Origin of the sequence: Reyranella sp. (assembly GCF_030651995.1) — a bacterium.
In the GTDB taxonomy this organism is placed as follows: Bacteria; Pseudomonadota; Alphaproteobacteria; order Reyranellales; family Reyranellaceae; genus Reyranella.
In genome coordinates this window covers 38,362-56,574 of the sequence record NZ_JAUSBN010000041.1, presented here as the reverse complement: position 1 = coordinate 56,574, position 18,213 = coordinate 38,362, and the positions used below count along the sequence as shown (strand labels likewise).

Here is an 18,213-nt window from a genome sequence, read left to right as displayed (position 1 = left end):
GGGGAGGAAAGTCGATGATGTACCTGGAGCTGAGCATAGGCTGGAAACTGGTGCTGGCGGTTTGCGTCCCGGCCCTGTTGGCGATCGTAATCCTCACGGCCGAAGCCCGTGGTCCGCTCTCGGCGTCGATCCAGTCCTGCAAGGGCGTGGTGGCGCCCTATTTCAACGGCATCGCCATGCTGTTCAGCCTCTATGCCGCCTTGCTGGCCAGCGATGCCTGGCAGAAGGACATCCAGGCCCGCCGCTTCGTGAACGGCGAGACCAATGCCGCGCGGCTGATCGCCCACACCGCGCACGCCATGGGCGTCACGGCGGCCGTGATCCCGAAACTCAGGACCTACCTGCAAGCCTCCAGCGGCGAGATGGATCGAGGGAAGGTGATCCAGGCGGCCCGCGGCAAGACCGAGAATGCGTTCGATGACCTCGTGGGCGCGATCGTGCGGGAGCCCGGCCTCGATTCCTCGTCGCGGGCCATCCTGATCGGCGAGGCCCAGACCATGATGAGGGCGCGGGAGGACAGGGTGCATCTCGCCAGCGATGCCACGGTGCCGCTCAAGGGCCTCGCCATGGTGATCTTCGGGGCGATCACCCAGATCGCCCTGATGCTCGTGCATCTCGGCCAGAGACGGCCGATGAGGGTCGCCGTGAGCCTTTTCACAGTGTCGTTCAGCACCTGCCTGGTCCTCACCGCGATCTTCGGGGCGCCCTTCCAGGTCTTCATGCCTCACCAGCCCGGGGCCGCGCTGAGCGAGGTCCTGAAAGGCCTATAGGGAGTCCGCAGGCGCGGACAGCCCCTCATCACCGCGTCAGCAGCGCGATCAGCTCGACATGCGCGGACCAGAGGAACTGGTCGATGGGCATGAGTTTTTCCAGCCGGTAGCCGCCGTCCTGCAGGGTGCGGACGTCGCGGGCGAAGCTGGCGGGGTCGCAGGAGCCGTAGACGATGCGCTTGACCTTCGAGCCGGCGAGTTCGGCGCATTGCGCGGCCGCACCCGCGCGCGGCGGGTCGAGCACGACGGCGTCGAAGGGCGCGAGTTCGGCGGTACTGAGCGGCCGGCGGAAGAGATCGCGCAGCTGCACGGTCACGCGGTTGCCGCCCAGCTTGCGTGCCGCGGCGTCGACGGCGGCGACCGACGGGCGGTCGTATTCGAACAGGCTGAGCTTGCCCGGCTTGCCGAGCGACAGCGCGCCGATGCCGGCGAACAGGTCGGCGAGATGCTTCGCCTCCCCGGCCCAGGCGTTGACACCGGCGCGCATCACCAGTTCGGCGCGCTTGGTCGCCTGCAGGAACGCGCCCGGCGGCGGCTCGATCGACAGATCGCCCAGGATCAGCTGCGGCGTGCGGCGCACCAGCACCGGCTCGGCCGTCGCACGGTCGCCCCAGCTCACGCGCGCCATGTCGGCGCTCTCGGCCAGCGCGATCAGCGTCTCGCGGATCGGCAGGGTCAGGTCGAAGCGCCGGTGCGGGCGGATCAGCACGTCGAGGCCGGTGTCGGTCTCGTTGACCACGGCATCGGCCGAGGTGCCGTCGCGCAGGATGGCGGCCATCGCCGTGCGCAGGGGCGCGAGGACCGCATTGATCTTCGGGCGGGCCACGACGCAGGTGCCGACGTCGACGACGTTCTGGCTGGCCCGTTCATGGTAGCCGGCCAGGACGCGCTTGCCCTCGCGCCGCAGCACGATATCGGCACGCCGGCGCTCGCCCGGCTCGCAGGTGACCGGCGCCTCGAAGCGCGGGGCCTTCACGCCGCGTTGCGCCAGGGATTTGGCGATCAGCTCGCTTTTCCAATTGGTGTAAATGTCGCGGCGCCAGTGCTGGAGCGCACAGCCGCCGCAGGTGCCGAAGTGGACACAGGGCGGCGTCTCGCGGTGGCGCGACGGCGCCAGCACTTCGAGCAGCTCGCAGGCGATGCCGTCGCCGCGCTTGTCGAGCGGTTCGGCCTCGACCGTCTCGGCCGGTAAACAATAGGGCACGAAGTACCGCTTGCCTTCGAGATCGGCGACGCCGTCGCCGCGGGCGCCGACTTCAAGGATGTCGAGCGTGAGACTCATGACGGGCCTCAGCCCAGCCAGCTCTTCGCCGGCCTCATCTCGCCGACCAGCAGGCCGACGACGTTCTTGATCGGCGGATGAAGCACCTCCTCGCGCTGCCCCGCCGGCAGCACGCCGAGATGATCTAGCAGCGCCGCCATCGCGACCTCGGCCGCCCGGCCCGCGCCGTCCCAGACCTTGAGCGCCACGCCGAGGCCGAGCGTCGGCAGCATGCCGCAGAACACGCCCTCGGCGCCGGTCTTCACCTGGATGACGCCGGGCGCAGCCTCGTTGATGCGGGTGCAGAAGCGGCCGCTACCGGCCACCATGAAAGGCTCGGCGTTCATCGCCTTGCGGATGCGGATCGCGGCGTCGGCGCGCTTGCTCGACAGGCGCGACGGATCGGCCATCGAGGCCATCGCCTGCGCGAGACTCTTGAGCGGCGTGGCCAGCGTGGGAATTCCGCAGCCATCGGTGCCGTGCGGAAAGGCGTCGGCGTCGAGGCCGCACAGCGCGCTCATGGTGTCGCGCAGCCGGCGCTGCACCGGGTGGTCGTACGTGATGTAGCCCTTGGTCGGCTCGCCATAGTGCACGGCCGTCGTCAGGAAGCCGCTATGCTTGCCCGAGCAGTTGTTGAACGCCGCCGTCGGCAGGGTGTTCGCCCGGGCCAGCGCCTCGATGCTCGACTGCAGGCGCGGCGCGTGGGTGCCGCATTCGAGATCGGCCTCGCTGAGGCCCACCTTCGCCAGCCAGGCGCGCACCGTCTCGACATGGCGGGTCTCGCCGCTGTGCGAGGCGCAGGACAACGCCACATGCTCGTCGCCCAAGCCGAAGCGTTCGACCGCGCCGCTCTCGACGAAGGCCATCGCCTGGATCGGCTTGTTGGCCGAACGCGGCAGGATGGCCACATCGATGTCGCCCCACGACTCGACCACGGTGCCGTCGGCCTTCACAACCGCGGCGATGCCCTCGTGCCGGCTTTCGACGACCGGCCCGCGCGTGACTTCGATGACGACAGGGCTCCGGTTCATCGGACGCGCTCCAGTTTGACGACGGTGATATTGTCCTGGTGCGCTTTGGTCACCGCCAGGACGCCTGCGATGATGCGCTCCACCGGCAGCGACGCCTGCGCCATCAGCTGTTCGTTGCTCAGACTGTGCACGCCATCGCTGCACACCAGAAGGCGCGCGTCCGGCCCGAGCCGGCGTTTGCCCCGGTCGATCAGGGTGAGCGGCTCGCCCATCACCGCCTCGCGCAAGGTATGCCGGCCCGGGTGATTTTCGGCATCCTCGGCCGAAAGCATGCCGCGGGCGACCAGCGCGTCGATCTGTGGCGCCATCGAATGATCGGCGTTGAGTCGGACGAGCTTGCCGGCCTCGACCAGGTAGAAGGGCGAGTCCCCAACGCTGATCCAGCGCACCTCGTCGCCGCGCAGCTGGGCGGCCACCAGGGTGGCGCCCATGCCGGTGAGTTCGCGCCTCGCGAGGGCGCCGCGGCCGACCGCCTGGTTGGCGTCGTGCAGCCCGTCGTCCAGGTCGCCGCCCTGCTCCACCGCATGGAGGAAGGCGTCGACCGCAAGCTGGCTCGCGACCGCGCCGCCGGCATGTCCGCCCATCCCGTCGGCCACCACCGCCAGAAGGGATCCGTCTCCGAGCGTCGCCAGACGCCAACAATCTTCCTGATAAGGGCGCGCCCCCTGATGCTGGCCGCCCTCGCCCCGCCACCGCGTCGCCATGTCCTTGGTCGAATCCTTCAGTGCCAGACTGCGGGGAGCCTGCTGAGGCCGCGCAGGGTGAAGCTGCGGCGCCACGCCGGCGTATTCTTCTCGGGCAGCGTCAGGTTCGGCATGCGCTCGATCAGCGCCGTGAAGACCAGCTCGGCTTCGAGCCGGGCGAGCTGCGCGCCCAGACAGTGATGGATGCCGCCGCCGAACGACATCGGCCGGATATGCTCGCGGCCGACATCGAGCCGGTCGGGATCGGGATACTGAGCAGGATCGCGATTGGCGGCGCCCAGCAGGGCGACGATGCTCTGCTCCGCGCCGATCGTCACGCCGCCCAGTTCGACTTCGGCATGGGTGACGCGGCCGGTGATCTGCACCGAGGAGTCGTAGCGCAGCAGCTCCTCGATCGCGTTGGGGATCAGCGACGGGTCGGCCTTGAGCCGCTCCCACTGATCGGGGTTGCGATGCAGCGCCAGCAGGCCGTTGCCGATCAGGTTGGTCGTCGTCTCGTGTCCAGCGCCGAACAGCAGGCCGATATTCGCCTGCAGCTCCTCGGCCGATAGCTTGTCGCCTGCCTCCTCCGCCTTCACCAGCTCGGTGGTGAGGTCGTCGCGCGGCTCGCGGCGGCGCAACTCGCAGAGTTGGTTGAAGTAGACGCCGGCCATCTGGGTGTTGCGGTTGGCCAGGTCGAGTTCCTCGCGGGTCATCGGAACCGGTTCGAGGATGCGGCCATTGACGTTGCTGCCCGCCAGGAACGGGGCGCGATGCTCTTCGGGTATGCCCAGCATGTCGCAGATCACGATGACCGGCAGGCGATGCGCCAGGTCGCGCATCACGTCCATCTCGCCCTTGTCGGCGACCCGGTCGAGCTGTTCTTTGACCAGTGCCTCGATGCGCGGCCGCATGTCGGCGACGCGACGGGCGGTGAAGGCCTTGGTGACCAGGCCGCGCAGGCGGGTGTGATCGGGCGGGTCCTGCACCAGCATCGTCTTCGCCAGACTCGCCACCGCGGGCTCGTCCATGCGGTTCTCGCCATAGCGACGCCTCATGTTGCCTTCGAAGTCCTTGCCGAAGCGCCTGTCGCGCAGGGACAGCGCCACGTCGTCGTAGCGCGTGAGCAGCCAGAAGCCCTGCGGCGTCTTCAGCACCGGGGCAGCTTCGCGCAGCCGGCGATAGAAGGGATAGGGATCGGCGATGAAGGCCGGGTCGAGCGGATTGAACTCGAGGTCCTTCGCAGGTGCGGTCGGCTGGGCGATGGTGTCCATACTGCCCTTTTACCACGAAGCCCCTTGCGGCGCGAACGAACGAGCCCCTAGCATCTCCCCATGTTCGCACTGACCCAGGGACTTCGCCGCGCGGTCCAGACCCGACCCAACGGCATCGCCAGCTCCTTCGCCGGCCGGCGCCGCACCTGGCAGCAGAGCGCCGACCGGATCAGCCGGGTGGCCGGTGCGCTTTCCGCACTGGGCGTGCGCCGCGGCGACCGGGTGGCCATCCTCGCCCTCAATTCGGACCGCTATCTCGAACTGATGTACGCCCTCCCCTGGCTGGGTGCGGTGATGGTGCCGATCAACACGCGGCTGGCCGCGCCCGAGATCGAATACATCCTGAACGATTCCGGCGCGGTGGCCCTGTTCGTCGATACAGGAATGTCGCACCACCTGACGGCCCTCCAAGGCCGGACGCCGTCGGTGCGCGAGGTGATCTGGCTCGACGATCTGGCGAGCCCCGACGGCATCCTCCGTTACGAGGACCTCACGAGCTACGAGGCGATGGACGATGTCGGGGCCCATGACGACGACCTGGCCGGCCTCTTCTACACCGGCGGCACGACGGGCCGCTCCAAGGGCGTCATGCTCACCCACACCAACCTGGTGGTGAACGCACTGAACGGCGTGGCCGGCATGGGCTTCGATTCGGACACCGCCTATCTCCATTCGGGCGCCATGTTCCATCTCGCCGACGGCGCCTCGACCTTCGGCGTCACCCTGTCCGGCGGACGCCACGCCTTCGTGCCGCGCTTCGAGCCGGTCGAGGTGCTGCTGACCATCCAGACCGAGAAGGTGACCCACGCGCAGTTCGTGCCGACCATGATCAACATGCTGGTGAACCACGATCGCTTTGGGGAGTTCGACATCGGCACGCTCTCGTTCATTCTTTACGGCGCCTCTCCCATGCCCGAGGGCATCCTGCGTAAGGCGATCGAGCGGATGCCGCAGGTTCGCCTGATGCACGGATACGGCATGACCGAGGCCGCGCCCATCGTCACCCTGCTCGACCCGCGCTACACCGTCCTCGACGGTCCGTTCGCCGGGCGGCTCAAATCGTGCGGCCAGGCCGTGCTCGCCTGCGACATCAGGATCGTCGATGCCGACCGGCTGGAAGTGCCGCGCGGCACGACCGGCGAGCTGGCCGTGCGCGGCGCCAACGTGATGAAGGGCTACTGGAACAAGCCGGCCGAAACCGAGGCGGTGCTGGAGGACGGCTGGTACTATTCCGGCGACGGCGCCTACATGGACGAGGAAGGCTTCGTGTTCATCGTCGACCGGCTGAAGGACATGATCATTTCCGGTGGCGAGAACGTCTATTCGGCCGAGGTCGAGAATGCGATCTCGACGATGCCGGGCGTCGCCGAGGTGGCGGTCATCGGCGTTCCAGACGAACGATGGGGCGAACGGGTCCACGCCATCGTCGTCCCGAAGCCGGGCGCGTCGGTCGGTGCCGACGACGTGATCGACCATTGCCGCAACCAGATCGCGGGCTACAAATGCCCGCGTAGCGTCGACATCCGCGACACGCCCCTGCCGCTCTCCGGCGCCGGCAAGGTCCTGAAGCGCGAGCTGCGCGAGCCGTACTGGAAGAATTTCACTGAGGCCGTGAACTGATGCCGGCGATTCCCTACTTCGACTGGATTGCCCACCATGCGGGCCGGCGTCCCACTCACCTTGCGATCCATGACCTGCAGACGGGACGGAAATTCTCCTACGCGGACCTCGACGCGCGCATCGGCCGGTTGACCTCGGCCCTCGCCGCGAGGGGCATCGCCAAGGGCGACCGCATCGCCTTGCTCGCACCCAACTGTGCCGAATATTTCGAGCTTCAATTCGCCTGCGGGCGGCTGGGCGCCATCATGCTGCCGCTGAACTGGCGGCTCACCGTGCCGGAACTCGAGTACATCCTGGGCGATGCCGGCCCAAAGCTGCTGATCCACGACAAGGGCTTTGCGGCGCAGGCCGCCGCTCTTTCGAACGACCTGCTCGAGATCGACCACGACCGGGTCGACGGCGACTACGAGCGCGCGCTTGCCGGGGCCGGGCCGGCGCCGGCCGGCGTGCCCCTGACGCACGACGATATCGGCATGGTCATGTACACGTCGGGCACCACGGGGCATCCCAAGGGCGCGATCATCACGCACGGGATGGTGTTCTGGAACTGCGTGAACCTCGGGATTCCCGCGCTGATCACGCCCGAGACGGTGCAGCTCGTGGTCCTGCCGCTGTTCCATACCGGCGGCCTCAACTGCTACGCCAACCCGGTGCTGCATGCCGGCGGTACGATCCTGATCATGCGCAGCTTCGATCCCGGCCAGGCGCTCGACTGCCTGTCCGATCCGTCGCTCGGCATCACCCACTTCTTCGCGGTGCCGGCGCCCTACCAGTTCATGATGCAGCATCCGAAGTTCGAGACCGCCGACCTCTCGCGCCTGCGCATCGCGGGTGTCGGCGGGGCGCCCTGCGCGCTGGCCATCCTCGAAACCTGGACCGCCCGCGGCGTGCCTCTCGTGCAGGGCTGGGGCATGACCGAGACCAGCCCCGCCGGCACGATGCTCGATGCCGCCGACGCGATCCGCAAGCTGGGATCGGCTGGCAAGGCGATGATGCACACCGCGATCCGCGTGGTCGACGACCAGGGCCACGACGTGTCGGCCGGCGGCATCGGCGAGCTCTTGATCAAGGGCCCCAACATCACGCCGGGCTACTGGAACAATTCCGAGGCCACGGCGAAGAGCTTCACCGACGGCTGGCTGCACACCGGCGATGCCGCCCGGCTCGACGAGGAGGGCTTCGTCTACATCGTCGACCGCTGGAAGGACATGTACATCTCTGGCGGCGAGAACGTTTATCCCGCCGAGGTCGAAAACGTGCTGTTCCAGCTCCCCGCCGTCGCCGACGCCGCGATCATCGGCGTCCCCGACCAGCGCTGGGGCGAGGTCGGCATGGCGATCATCGTGCGCAAGCCCGGACAGGACCTCGCCGAGGGCGACGTGATCCGCCACTGCCTCGCCCGGCTCGCCAAGTTCAAGGTCCCGCAATCCGTCACCTTCGTCGACGCCCTGCCGCGCAACGCCACCGGCAAGGTCTTGAAGCGCGAACTGCGCGTTCAGTTCGTGGGCCAGGACGCCCCGGCGATCAGTTAGCCAGCGGCGATAAGCAATTCCGTCATCCTGAGCGGAGCCGCCCGAAGGGTGGCGCAGTCGAAGGATCTCTTTTCCCGCGCACGGTCTATCGAAGCGAAAAGAGGTCCTTCGACTACGCGCCTTCGGCGCTCGCTCAGGACGACGGAGTTGAATTGAACTCAGACCAGCGGCACGTAATCGTACTCGCCCACGCCCTGCATGATGAGGAACGTGAGCGAGGAGGTTCCCCCGTTGGTCACGAGGTGCGGCCTCCCGGGCCCGGCGACGAAGCTCTCGCCCGGCTTGAGGATCACCTCCTGCTTCGGCTCCTGCAGGAAGAGCCGCATCGTGCCCTCGACCACGTAGAACGTGTCGCTGATGTTGTTGTGATAGTGCCAGGGCACCTTCTGCGTGGGCGAGAGCTGCAGTTCGGCGACGCGGAAGCCCGGCCGCTGAAGATGGTAGGCGCGCCGCTCGACCTCGTAGAGGTGGCTGGCATCCTTCACCGCCTCGAGTGTACTGGGTGCCGACATCGTCGATCCTCCTTGCTGGAGAGCCCGGTCCGGTTTTTCACTGTGCCTTGAACACGCCAAGCCTTAAGAACGGGCGTGATCCCGTCAAGCAATCAGTTCGATAAGGTAGGGTCTTCCATGCTCACGATCTATGGCGTCTACCGGTCCCGCGCGTCGCGTAACATCTGGCTGGCCGAAGAACTCGGCATCCCGTTCAAGCAGGTGCCGGTGATCCAGCACTATCGCACCGTGCCGGCCGGGATGCTGCACACGCAGTCGCCGGAATTCCTGAAGATCAATCCGAGCGGCCTCATCCCCTCGATCGACGATGACGGGCTGGTGCTGCACGAGTCGCTCGCCATCAATCTCTATCTCGCCCGCAAGCATGGCGGCCCGCTCGCCGGCGCGAACGTCGCCGAGGAAGGCCAGATCGCGATGTGGTCGCTGTGGGCGGCAACGGGCGTCGAGCCGCATGCCATCAACATCCTCTATCACCGCATGGGCAATCCGACCGGCGTGAAGGATCCGAAGATCGCCGACACCGCCGTCGAATCGCTCAAGGGACCTTTCGCCGTGCTCGACAAGGCGTTGGCAAAGAGCGACTGGCTGGTCGGCGACCGCTTCACCGTGGCCGACCTCAACGCCGCCGAGATCGTGCGCTATGCTCTGCCGGCCCCGGAACTGTTCGAGGTCGCGCCGCGCGTCAAGGCCTGGCTCGCCGCCTGCCAGGCGCGCCCCGCCTTCATGAAGATGTGGGCCGCGCGCGACGCCGAGCCGGCCTAGAGATCAGCTCTCGGGCGCCGCTGCGGTCAACGTCGCCAGACGCGCCGTGGCGCCCGCGACCGCTTCCGGCGTGAACTTGTCGGGATAAGTCAGCACCAGCTGCTCGCCCGTCATCTCGACCATGCCGTTGGCGACCAGCAACTCGAAGGATTCGGGCGGTTCCTTGCTCTTCGCCCAGTCCTCCAGGCACGCGACCACGCCCTTGCCCTTCAGTTTGAGGCGGGTCCGGCTGGCCCGGGTGGCGCGACGGTTCTTCTGCGTCAGCAACTGCTCGTAGGCTGCCAGTGTGCTGTAGAAGGCGCGGTCCAGCGGCTCCGTCTGGGTGGCGCCTTCGAGCGAGCAGAGCTGGTCGAAAGCCTCGCGCCAGATATCCTCGCGGCCCATGCGCTTGGCGTTCTGCATGAGCGTGCGCAGATGCTCCGGGTCGGTGTAGCTGGAGATCGGCTTGGTCATCGTCTGCTTGAGGGCGACGGGTGCCTTCTCGACGGGCACGTTCGCACGCTTCGTAGAACGCTTTGCCACGGGGCTACTCCTGCACAAATGTCCGGCACTGGGTGTGCAAGAAAAATCACCATATCACATTGTTCGACTGGCAACCCGCTTGTTCACATCGCGAAAACCGGCCGTCAGACGGCCAGCGCCAGCCGGTCGATCGAGGGAAAGAACCCGAATCGCTCGTAGAACCGTCGCGCGTCACGATTGAAGGCATGGACGGCCACCTCAATGTGCGTGGCCCCCTGCTCCCGGGACCATCGCCTCGTCGCCTCCAGCAGGTGGTGACCCACCTGGCGGCTGCGCCAGTCGCGCCGCACCACGAGATTGTCGAGCTCGATGACGTTCCGGGGGACGGCGCCGGCAAAGGCCATCGGTGGGCGCGTCAGCAGGACGGCCAGTCCCACGACCTCGCCGTCGCACTCCGCCACGAGAACCGCCGACCCCGGACCCTCGCACCATCGCTCGACCTGCTCGCGCGACCTCGCCGGGCCGTCGAACGGGCGAAAGAAGTCCGGCCGCGCCTGGCGGTGGAACTCGTCCAGCTCGTCGAACAGGGCGCACAGCGTCTCGTAATCGTCGCGACGCGCCGGGCGGGTCGTGACGCTCACGCCGCCAGCACCAGACGATCGTTGGCGACGGCGAAACCGAAATTCTCGTAGAAGCGCTTGGCCGGTCCCTCGCCCACCACGGCCTCGACCTGCACCGCATGACGCTGGCGCGACCATTCGACTGCGGCTGCCAGGAGACGCCTTCCGACGCGACGGCCGCGCTGATCGGCGCGTACGACGAGATTGTCGACCTCGATACCCTTGTGGGCGCCCATCCCCTCCAGCGGCACGAGCCGCGTCATGAGCACGGCGACCGCGAGCACGCCCAGCTCGCTCTGCGCGACCAGCAAAGTCGTGCCCGGTGTCTCAAGCCAGGTCAGCACCTGCTCGCGCCCGTTCTCGCCACTGTCGAGAAGATCCGTGAGATCCTCGATGTCGCGGGGCCCCGCCAGCCTCACGCGGATGGCGAGCGGCAACTGATGCGGTTCAACTTCTGCTTCGATGATCGACATGTCGTCCTCCGGTTGCGGGTTCCGCCGCGGCCCGGAGGCCAAGTCCTAGAACACGAAAGCCGCCGGGATGCGGCGGCTTCGTTGAGTCATGACCCTTCGCGCCGCCTATGTAAGGGGCGTAAAATACCAAGCGTTGTGGGACAGGGTCTTGCGCATCCCGATTTTATAATCCTTTGCCTTTGCGACTGTCAATTGCTCGACGGCATCGCGACGCAGTTCTTCGCCTTTGCCAGCCGATCGATACGGTCGCGGCGCGCCTGAAGACTGTCCAGGGACGTCTTCGCTTCCTCATCCGTACGCGCAGCGAGTGCCAGTGGAGGCAGGAAGCTGCTCACATAGATGATCGCGGTATTGTAACCTCGGTTGGAAGCAATGATTCCCTCGAGTTGTCGGCTGGCGGTATTGGCTTTCACGGCCTCTTCCTTCAGCTCCGGACAGGTCAGCTTGCCCTCCGGGCTTTCCTGATCGCCGACGAGGAGTCTCTGCTCGGGCGGAAGATGGCTGAGATCGGGCGGCAACTGCGGCGCATTGCGCGCGCACCCGGCCAACACGACGGCCAGGACCAGAGCCGCCGCTCTACTGGTTGTCATAGGCAATCGCCCGCCCTTTGCCATCCAGCGATCCCCAGCTGACTAGGCCCATTCCGACCGTCCCGTAGCGAACCTGGATCACCGCGTCGGCGCCCAGCTTTGCCGCCTCGGCCTTCAACCTGTTGTTGACCATCTCGCGTGTCGGATCGGCATTGAAGAGCGTGGTCTTGTTGACGGTTGCCGAGACGTCGCCCAGCGACTTGTAAGGCCTGTCCGTGACGTCGCCCTCGATGATCTGAATCTTGTCGACAGGCGTCCGTGCCCGCCCGGCCGCCGCTGCCGTCGGCGTCACCTGCGTCGTGGCCCAGCCGTCCGCGCAGGCGCCGAGCAACGCGGCTGTCCCGATTGCCAGCACGGCTCGCAAAACACGCGTAGAATTCATTCTTCCCCCAACTCATTCTCGTTTTTTGACGCAGGGAGACTAGAGAGCACCGCGGCGATCTACAAGGTCAATAAACAACCCTCAGTAGAATCCGCACCATGCAGCGGATACACCTCGTTGCGTTATGACCTCTCGCACCGCCGATGTGGTGGCCCTCAAGAATCAAGCAGTATGTGAATTGGTCAGGGGCGATGGCCGCCATAGCATGTCCAGGCGGCGGCGCTGTCAAATCGCTGGCCGGACGACAACGAAGGGAGATCATCATGAAGCCGTTCAGGGCACTTCTCTGCCTGCCGCTCCTGCTGATATCCATGACCTCTTTCGCCGGCCCCGCAGAAGATGCAAACACGTTGATCGACCAGTGGGCGGCCACCTACAGCGCTAACGATCGCGAAGCTCTGGTTGCACTATCTGCACCGGATGCCATCCCCCTCGGCACGACGAGCCCCGTAATGTCGGAAGGGACCGAGCAGATCCGCACCTACTTCAAGGATCTCAACGGCAGCGGACGCAAGAACGCGATCGTTGAGCGGCGAACGATCATTCTCGACGAGAACGCCGTAGTCAGCACCGGGTTCTACAATTTCGCGCGGGCGTCAGAGGGCGACGTGCCGCTTCCGTCCCGCTTCACCATGCTGATCGTGCAGCGAGATGGTCGATGGACCCCCCAGCATCATCATTCGTCGCCCAAGGCGGCGACGCGACAGTAGTCCGGGCGCGTTTGAATTCGCCGGACCTACTCGGCCGCGACGGACATCGCCTGCTTGAGGCCGGGCATCGTGAAGCCGAGCTTGTCGAGCTTCTCGATCATGTCGCGGCCGGTCTTCTCGTCGATCTCGACGAGCGGCGGGCGGACCGGGTTCCAGTGCGGGTCGGCGCCGTAGTGCGCGATTACGTGCTTAAGCGCCGGGATCATCACATAGCCCTGCATGACGCCGCGGACCTCGTTGATCCAGGACTGCAGCTTGTCGCCTTCCGGCGTGCCGTAGGCCTTGATCGTCTCCGCGATCTTGCCCGGGTTGATGTTGGCCGTGGCGCTGATGCAGCCGACGCCGCCGGCCTTGAGGTTCTCCAGGATCGGCTTCTCGTTGCCGGAGAAGACGTCGAAGCCGTCCTTGGCGAAGGCGTCGATCATGCTCTTGGTGTGGGGCCAGTCGTCCGACGAATCCTTCATGCCGGCGATCTGCTTCGGGTAGGCCTTCATCAGCCGCTCGACCAGCTTGTGCGTGATCGGCACGGCCGAGACCGGCGGGATGTGATAGAGATAGACGCGAAGGCGGTCGTCTCCGACGCGCTGCACGACTTCCGAGAAGAAGCGGAACAGCCCCTCCTCCGGAACGCCCTTGTAATAGAACGGCGGCAGCATCAGCACGCCGCCGACGCCCAGCTTCACCGCATGGGCGCTCACTTCGGCCGCCTCGGTGATCGAGCAGGCGCCGGTGCCGGGCATCATGCGCGCGGTCGGCACGCCGGCGGCGACGACGGCCTCCAGCAGGGTCATCCGCTCCTTTGCAGACAGCGAATTGGCTTCCGAGTTGGTGCCGAAGACCGCGAGGCCGCAATCCTGGCTGATCAACCACTTGCAGTGGGCGATGAAACGACCGACATCCGGCGACAGGTCGCGCTTGAAGGGCGTGACGACAGGCGAAAGAACGCCTTTGATCCGTGCTGCGACCATGATCTTGTTTCTCCCGGGAATGGCGCGCCTTTTCTGCAACGAAGCGCCGGAGACGTCCAGTGTCACCCTCTCTCAGCGAAATCCTGCCCGAGGACGGCACGGCCGGAACCCTTGTCGGCCGCGTCTGGCGCCGCGGAAATCCGGAGGGGCCTTCAGTCATTGCGATCCGGGGCGACGGCGTCTTCGATCTTTCGGCGACCGTGCCGACCATGGCCGATCTCTGCAATGCGCCCGATCCGACGGGCCTTGCGCGCAACACGCCGGGCGAGCGGATCGGCACCCTGCAGGAGCGGGTGGGCGACCTGCTCGCCCCGGTCGACCTGCAGGCGCTCAAGGCGGCCGGCGTCACCTTCGCCGTCAGCCTGCTGGAGCGGCTGATCGAGGAACACGCCAAGGGCGATCCCGCGCGGGCCGAGCAGGTGCGCGGCGAGCTGAACTCGATCATCGGCGCCGATGTCAGCGCCATCAAACCCGGTTCTCCCGAGGCCGAGGCGCTGAAGAAGACGCTGGTGGCGCGCGGCGCCTGGTCGCCCTACCTCGAAGTGGGAATCGGCCCCTATGCCGAGATCTTCACCAAGGCGCCCCCCATGGCCGCGGTCGGCTACGGCGCCGAGATCGGCATCCGACCTGATTCCGACTGGAACAACCCCGAGCCCGAGGTGACGCTGATCGTCAGCGCCAGGGGTCGGATCGTCGGCGCGACACTCGGCAACGACGTGAACCTGCGCGACATCGAAGGGCGCAGCGCGCTCCTGCTGGGCATCGCCAAGGACAACAATGCCTCCTGCGCGCTCGGTCCCTTCATCCGCCTGTTCGACGATACCTTCTCGCTCGACGATGTCCGCCAGGCCAAGGTCGATCTCGAAGTGACGGGCCCCGACCAGTTCCGCCTGCGCGGCTCGAGCGACCTTTCGAAGATCAGCCGCGATCCCACCGACCTCGTGGCCCAGGCGATGAGCGCGCATCAGTATCCCGACGGCATGGCGCTGATGACCGGCACGCTGTTCGCGCCGACCGAACCGCGCAAGCCGGGCGGCACCGGCTTCACGCACATGGTGGGCGACCTGGTCTCGATAAGCTCGCCGAAGCTCGGCACGCTGACCAACAGGGTGGCCCATTGCGACAAGATCGCGCCCTGGACCTTCGGCACGGGAGCCCTGATGCGAAACCTCGCGGCACGAGGGTTGCTGCGGTAAAGCCTTCACACCTTTTCAAACTCCTCTCCCCCGCTAGGGGGGAAGGGCAGGGTGAGGGGGTTGCACGCGATCTTCGACGCCCCCTCACCTAGCCTCTCCCCCTAGCGGTGGAGAGGAACATGAAACGAGACCATGACCGACCTCACCCGCCTGCCCGCCTCCGAACTGCGTGAGCAGATCGCCGCGAAGAAAATCTCGCCCGTCGAACTCACCGACGCCGTGCTGACACGCGCCGAGCGGCTCCAGCCGGTGCTGAATTGCTTCGTCACCCTGGTGCCGGATCAGGCCCGCGCCGCGGCCAAGGCGGCGGAAGACGCCGTCATGAAGGGCGAGCCGCTGGGACTCCTGCACGGCATCCCGTTCGCCGCCAAGGATCTCGTGAACACGGCGGGCGTGCGCACCACCTTCGGGTCCCTGCTCTACGAGAACAACGTGCCGAGGGAAGACGCGGTGTGCGCGGCGCGGGTGAAGGGCGCGGGCGGCATCCTGTTCGGCAAGACGACAACGCCGGAGTTCGGCCACAAGTCGCTGACCGACGGGCCGCTGTTCGGCCGCACGCGCAACGCCTGGAGTGCGGCGCATACGTCCGGCGGTTCCAGCGGCGGCGCCGCGGTTGCGGTTGCGGCCGGCATCGGGCCGATCGGCATCGCCACCGACGGCGGCGGCTCGACCCGCATCCCCGCCGCGATCAACGGCATGGTCGGGCTGAAGCAGAGCAATGGCGTCATCCCGCACAGCCAGGTGGCCGACGCGTTCGGCAACTACACCTATGTGACGCCGATGACGCGCACGGTGATGGACACCGCCCTGATGCTGCAGGCGATGGCCGGGCCGCATCCCTCGGACCCGTGGTCGATCGGCATCGAGCCGCCGGATTATCTGGCGGCGGCCCGCGCCGAAGGCGATCTCAAGGGAAAGCGCATCCTCTACAGCGCCACGCTCGGCAACACGCTGGTGGCGAAGGACGTCCGCGCCGCCTTCGAGCAATCACTGGTGCGGCTACGCGAACTGGGGGCCGAGCTGGTGGAACTCACCGAGGAGCTGCCCGATCTCAGCTCGGCGTGGAAGGTGATCAACCACACGACCTGGAAGGCGCGGTTCGACGAGATGATCCGGCGCGACGGCAACCGCATGACGCCGTCGCTGGTGCGCCAGGTCGCCGAAGCGGCGGACTGGTCGGGCGCCGACTATCAGCGCGCCATGTTCCAGCGCAGCGACCTCTTCCGCATGGTCCAGGGCTGGTTCGAGACCGCAGACTTCCTGGTCACGCCGACCGTGTCGCGCACCGCGCTGCCGATCGACCAGGACCTGTTCGATCCGATCACGATCGACGGCGTCGAGGCCGGCGAGCTGAGGCGCAACTGGTTCCCCTACACGATGCCGTTCAACATCACCGGCCACCCCGCCCTCTCGATCTGCAACGGCTACGATTCCGAAGGCCTGCCGACCAGCCGGCAGATCGTCGGTCGCTTCCGCGACGAGGTCTCGGTGTTGCACGCAGCTTCCCTCTATGAGGGCAGCGAGAGCTGGCTCGACCGATGGCCCGACCTTTGAGACCCCGTACGGCGGAGCGCAGGCCGCCGCCCAAAAGACCTCCCCCACTGACGGCCGAGCAGATCCAGGCCCGGGTGCTGCATCGCGACGGGCTGATCCTGGTGATCGACAAGCCGGCGGGCCTCGCCGTGCATGCCGGGCCGAGCGGCGCGCCCAACCTCGAAGAGTGTTTCGACGACCTGCGTTACGGCCTGCCGCGGCCGCCGGCGCTCGCCCATCGGCTGGATGCCGACACGGCCGGCGTGCTGGTGCTGGGCCGCCATCCCAAGGCACTGGCCAAGCTGGGGCGCCTGTTCTCCGGCCGCGACACCGAGAAGACCTACTGGGCGGTGGTCGAGGGGGCGCCCCCGGCCGACGAAGGCGTGTTCGACATGCCGCTGCTCAAGCTCAACACACGCACAGGCTGGTCCGTGAAGGTCTCCGACAAGGGCCAGCCCTCGCTGACGCGCTACAAGGTGATGGGGCGCGCGCCGGACATTTCGGGAGGAGGCATGACCTGGCTGGAGCTCAAGCCCGAGACCGGCCGCACCCACCAGATCCGCGTCCACTGCGCCGCCGCCGGTTGCCCGGTCATCGCCGACCGCCTCTATGGCCGCGCCGTGCCGGACAGCCAACTCCATCTGCAGTCGCATGGTATCGTGCTGCCGCTGTCCAAGAGCAAGCCGCCGGTGGTCGTCACCGCGCCGCCGCCGGCGCACATGCTGGCCGCCCTGACGGCCTGCGGCTTCAGTCCCGGGCCGTCACCCAAACCCTGAGCTGGTCGCCGGCCTCGAAGCCCGAGTTGACGGCAGCCTGAAGCTCGTCGCCGGATTCGTAGCCGACCAGGGGCAGGCGCGGAAACGTCTGCGCCGCCAAAAGGGAAAGCGACCGCCACACCGCCGGCGCATCGGCGGCTTCGGCGACGACGTTCGAGACGCCGACCACGTCCTCGGCGCGATAGAGCATGAATCCGGCGACGACCTTGAAGCCGCGCCGCCCCTTGAACATCGCGAAGCCCGAATCGTCGATCGGCCATCCTTCGGCGCCCTTGTCCTCGCGTGTCCAGACGATGTCCGTCGAGGGTCCTTCGGCCGGCATGCCGCCGCGGATCCACTGGGCCTCGAACAGCAGCTCGAAGCCGCGGCGCGACAGGTCGAGCGTGCCGAAACTGTCCTTCACCGACCAGCGTCCGGGCAGGTTCGACTTCTGCAGGATCTCGATCGTGGTCCGCTGCTCTTCCAGCGCCGCGTCGCCAACCGCCAGGGTGACGGCGTTGGGATAGAAGCGCGGCACGGTCGCCGCGTTCACCCACATGTGCGGCAGGAAGCGGCCCGCATGACCGTGCGCCCGGCACACCGCATCGCACCAGCGGGCATTATTTAGGGCCGCCGCGACGGTCCAGTCCTTCAATTGCGCCCTTCCTCGAAATTCTCGTGTATCCGTCCTCCCGCAGATAATGCCCGACGGATGCCGGATGCAATCTCGTTATTATTCGGCAGCTGCAGCTTGCCACGGCAAAACGGCAGCGCGAAGAGCATGGTCTTGACGGGCTTTGCGGAGCGTGAGCCTGCGGATCTTTTCGATATCGGGGAATAGGCCGAGACGGACATCGACAAGGTGCCCGAGCCACCGGTCAGTGTGATCAGTCGCGCGGCGATCTCTGGATCCGTGGTGAGCACCGGGGACTTGGTAGCGAGGCCACCATCAGCGCGCTTGATCCCCAACGCATGCCGGAGCGATCAAATCATAAGCAGCAGGGGTGATGAACAGCGCGGTCCACCACCCCCCTTTCCCTCACCGCCGCATTCCGGGGTGCTGTGAACGGGTCTTTTCC

The 18,213-nt window shown here is 66.9% G+C and carries 21 protein-coding genes; 8 read left to right on the top strand and 13 right to left on the bottom strand.

Annotated features, from left to right (window positions below; genetic code table 11):
- Nucleotides 1-14 precede the first annotated feature (14 nt).
- Nucleotides 15-770, top strand: coding sequence for a hypothetical protein (locus tag Q7V45_RS12505; RefSeq protein WP_304852357.1), 756 nt, complete (start codon nucleotides 15-17; stop codon nucleotides 768-770).
- A gap of 28 nt (nucleotides 771-798) precedes the next feature.
- Here the strand turns inward: Q7V45_RS12505 and Q7V45_RS12500 are convergent, their stop codons facing one another.
- The 4 genes from Q7V45_RS12500 to Q7V45_RS12485 are packed head-to-tail and all read right to left on the bottom strand — an operon-like array spanning nucleotide 799 to nucleotide 5,019.
- On the bottom strand, nucleotides 799-2,052 hold the full coding sequence (locus Q7V45_RS12500; RefSeq protein WP_304852355.1) for a class I SAM-dependent RNA methyltransferase: 1,254 nt from the start codon (nucleotides 2,050-2,052) through the stop codon (nucleotides 799-801).
- Nucleotides 2,053-2,060: 8 nt separating this feature from the next.
- Complete coding sequence (locus Q7V45_RS12495) at nucleotides 2,061-3,062, bottom strand: asparaginase (protein WP_304852353.1); 1,002 nt, start codon at nucleotides 3,060-3,062, stop codon at nucleotides 2,061-2,063.
- On the bottom strand, nucleotides 3,059-3,766 hold the full coding sequence (locus Q7V45_RS12490; protein WP_304852351.1) for a PP2C family serine/threonine-protein phosphatase: 708 nt from the start codon (nucleotides 3,764-3,766) through the stop codon (nucleotides 3,059-3,061). Before Q7V45_RS12490 ends, Q7V45_RS12495 begins: the two co-directional genes overlap by 4 nt.
- Nucleotides 3,767-3,783: 17 nt before the next feature.
- Nucleotides 3,784-5,019: a cytochrome P450 gene (locus Q7V45_RS12485; RefSeq protein ID WP_304852349.1), complete on the bottom strand. Its 1,236-nt coding sequence runs from the start codon at nucleotides 5,017-5,019 to the stop codon at nucleotides 3,784-3,786.
- A 60-nt stretch (nucleotides 5,020-5,079) separates the two neighbouring features.
- Between Q7V45_RS12485 and Q7V45_RS12480 the strand changes: the two genes are divergently transcribed.
- Both Q7V45_RS12480 and Q7V45_RS12475 read left to right on the top strand, forming a co-directional pair.
- Nucleotides 5,080-6,639 (top strand): long-chain fatty acid--CoA ligase, encoded by a 1,560-nt coding sequence (locus tag Q7V45_RS12480; protein ID WP_304852347.1) that lies wholly within the window; start codon nucleotides 5,080-5,082, stop codon nucleotides 6,637-6,639.
- Complete coding sequence (locus Q7V45_RS12475) at nucleotides 6,639-8,171, top strand: long-chain fatty acid--CoA ligase (protein WP_304852345.1); 1,533 nt, start codon at nucleotides 6,639-6,641, stop codon at nucleotides 8,169-8,171. The genes Q7V45_RS12480 and Q7V45_RS12475 overlap by 1 nt, the downstream gene beginning before the upstream one ends.
- A gap of 158 nt (nucleotides 8,172-8,329) precedes the next feature.
- Here Q7V45_RS12475 and Q7V45_RS12470 read toward each other — a convergent pair whose 3' ends face one another.
- Nucleotides 8,330-8,683 carry a cupin domain-containing protein gene (locus Q7V45_RS12470; RefSeq protein WP_304852343.1) on the bottom strand — a complete coding sequence of 118 codons (354 nt, stop codon included), beginning with the start codon at nucleotides 8,681-8,683 and terminating at the stop codon, nucleotides 8,330-8,332.
- Nucleotides 8,684-8,800: 117 nt separating this feature from the next.
- Here Q7V45_RS12470 and Q7V45_RS12465 point away from each other — a divergent pair, with 117 nt between their 5' ends.
- The gene (locus Q7V45_RS12465) at nucleotides 8,801-9,445 is read left to right on the top strand and encodes a glutathione S-transferase family protein (protein WP_304852341.1); all 645 of its coding nucleotides are present in this window, start codon (nucleotides 8,801-8,803) and stop codon (nucleotides 9,443-9,445) included.
- Nucleotides 9,446-9,448: 3 nt separating this feature from the next.
- Here Q7V45_RS12465 and Q7V45_RS12460 read toward each other — a convergent pair whose 3' ends face one another.
- From Q7V45_RS12460 to Q7V45_RS12440, 5 genes are all read right to left on the bottom strand, one after another.
- The gene (locus tag Q7V45_RS12460; protein WP_304852339.1) at nucleotides 9,449-9,967 is read right to left on the bottom strand and encodes a hypothetical protein; all 519 of its coding nucleotides are present in this window, start codon (nucleotides 9,965-9,967) and stop codon (nucleotides 9,449-9,451) included.
- Between the two features lie 104 nt (nucleotides 9,968-10,071).
- A complete protein-coding gene (locus tag Q7V45_RS12455) occupies nucleotides 10,072-10,548 on the bottom strand; it encodes a GNAT family N-acetyltransferase (protein WP_304852337.1) in 477 nt (158 codons plus the stop codon).
- Nucleotides 10,545-11,000: a GNAT family N-acetyltransferase gene (locus Q7V45_RS12450; protein ID WP_304852335.1), complete on the bottom strand. Its 456-nt coding sequence runs from the start codon at nucleotides 10,998-11,000 to the stop codon at nucleotides 10,545-10,547. The genes Q7V45_RS12455 and Q7V45_RS12450 overlap by 4 nt, the downstream gene beginning before the upstream one ends.
- 188 nt (nucleotides 11,001-11,188) lie before the next feature.
- A complete protein-coding gene (locus tag Q7V45_RS12445) occupies nucleotides 11,189-11,614 on the bottom strand; it encodes a hypothetical protein (RefSeq protein WP_304852333.1) in 426 nt (141 codons plus the stop codon).
- The gene (locus Q7V45_RS12440; RefSeq protein WP_304852332.1) at nucleotides 11,577-11,972 is read right to left on the bottom strand and encodes a hypothetical protein; all 396 of its coding nucleotides are present in this window, start codon (nucleotides 11,970-11,972) and stop codon (nucleotides 11,577-11,579) included. Before Q7V45_RS12440 ends, Q7V45_RS12445 begins: the two co-directional genes overlap by 38 nt.
- Before the next feature lie 263 nt (nucleotides 11,973-12,235).
- Between Q7V45_RS12440 and Q7V45_RS12435 the strand changes: the two genes are divergently transcribed.
- On the top strand, nucleotides 12,236-12,682 hold the full coding sequence (locus Q7V45_RS12435) for a nuclear transport factor 2 family protein (protein WP_304852330.1): 447 nt from the start codon (nucleotides 12,236-12,238) through the stop codon (nucleotides 12,680-12,682).
- Nucleotides 12,683-12,708: 26 nt separating this feature from the next.
- Here the strand turns inward: Q7V45_RS12435 and Q7V45_RS12430 are convergent, their stop codons facing one another.
- Nucleotides 12,709-13,650, bottom strand: coding sequence for a dihydrodipicolinate synthase family protein (locus tag Q7V45_RS12430; RefSeq protein WP_304852328.1), 942 nt, complete (start codon nucleotides 13,648-13,650; stop codon nucleotides 12,709-12,711).
- Between the two features lie 59 nt (nucleotides 13,651-13,709).
- Between Q7V45_RS12430 and Q7V45_RS12425 the strand changes: the two genes are divergently transcribed.
- From Q7V45_RS12425 to Q7V45_RS12415, 3 genes are all read left to right on the top strand, one after another.
- Nucleotides 13,710-14,846: a fumarylacetoacetate hydrolase family protein gene (locus tag Q7V45_RS12425; protein WP_304852325.1), complete on the top strand. Its 1,137-nt coding sequence runs from the start codon at nucleotides 13,710-13,712 to the stop codon at nucleotides 14,844-14,846.
- Between the two features lie 132 nt (nucleotides 14,847-14,978).
- A complete protein-coding gene (locus Q7V45_RS12420) occupies nucleotides 14,979-16,400 on the top strand; it encodes an amidase (RefSeq protein WP_304852323.1) in 1,422 nt (473 codons plus the stop codon).
- The gene (locus tag Q7V45_RS12415; protein ID WP_304852321.1) at nucleotides 16,385-17,155 is read left to right on the top strand and encodes an RluA family pseudouridine synthase; all 771 of its coding nucleotides are present in this window, start codon (nucleotides 16,385-16,387) and stop codon (nucleotides 17,153-17,155) included. The genes Q7V45_RS12420 and Q7V45_RS12415 overlap by 16 nt, the downstream gene beginning before the upstream one ends.
- On the opposite strand, the gene Q7V45_RS12410 is transcribed toward Q7V45_RS12415, so the two are convergent.
- Together Q7V45_RS12410 and Q7V45_RS12405 are read right to left on the bottom strand one after the other, a co-directional pair.
- Nucleotides 17,127-17,789, bottom strand: a complete 663-nt coding sequence (locus tag Q7V45_RS12410; protein WP_304852319.1) for a hypothetical protein — start codon at nucleotides 17,787-17,789, stop codon at nucleotides 17,127-17,129. The genes Q7V45_RS12415 and Q7V45_RS12410 overlap by 29 nt on opposite strands.
- The gene (locus tag Q7V45_RS12405) at nucleotides 17,786-18,058 is read right to left on the bottom strand and encodes a hypothetical protein (protein WP_304852317.1); all 273 of its coding nucleotides are present in this window, start codon (nucleotides 18,056-18,058) and stop codon (nucleotides 17,786-17,788) included. Before Q7V45_RS12405 ends, Q7V45_RS12410 begins: the two co-directional genes overlap by 4 nt.
- Nucleotides 18,059-18,213 lie beyond the last annotated feature (155 nt).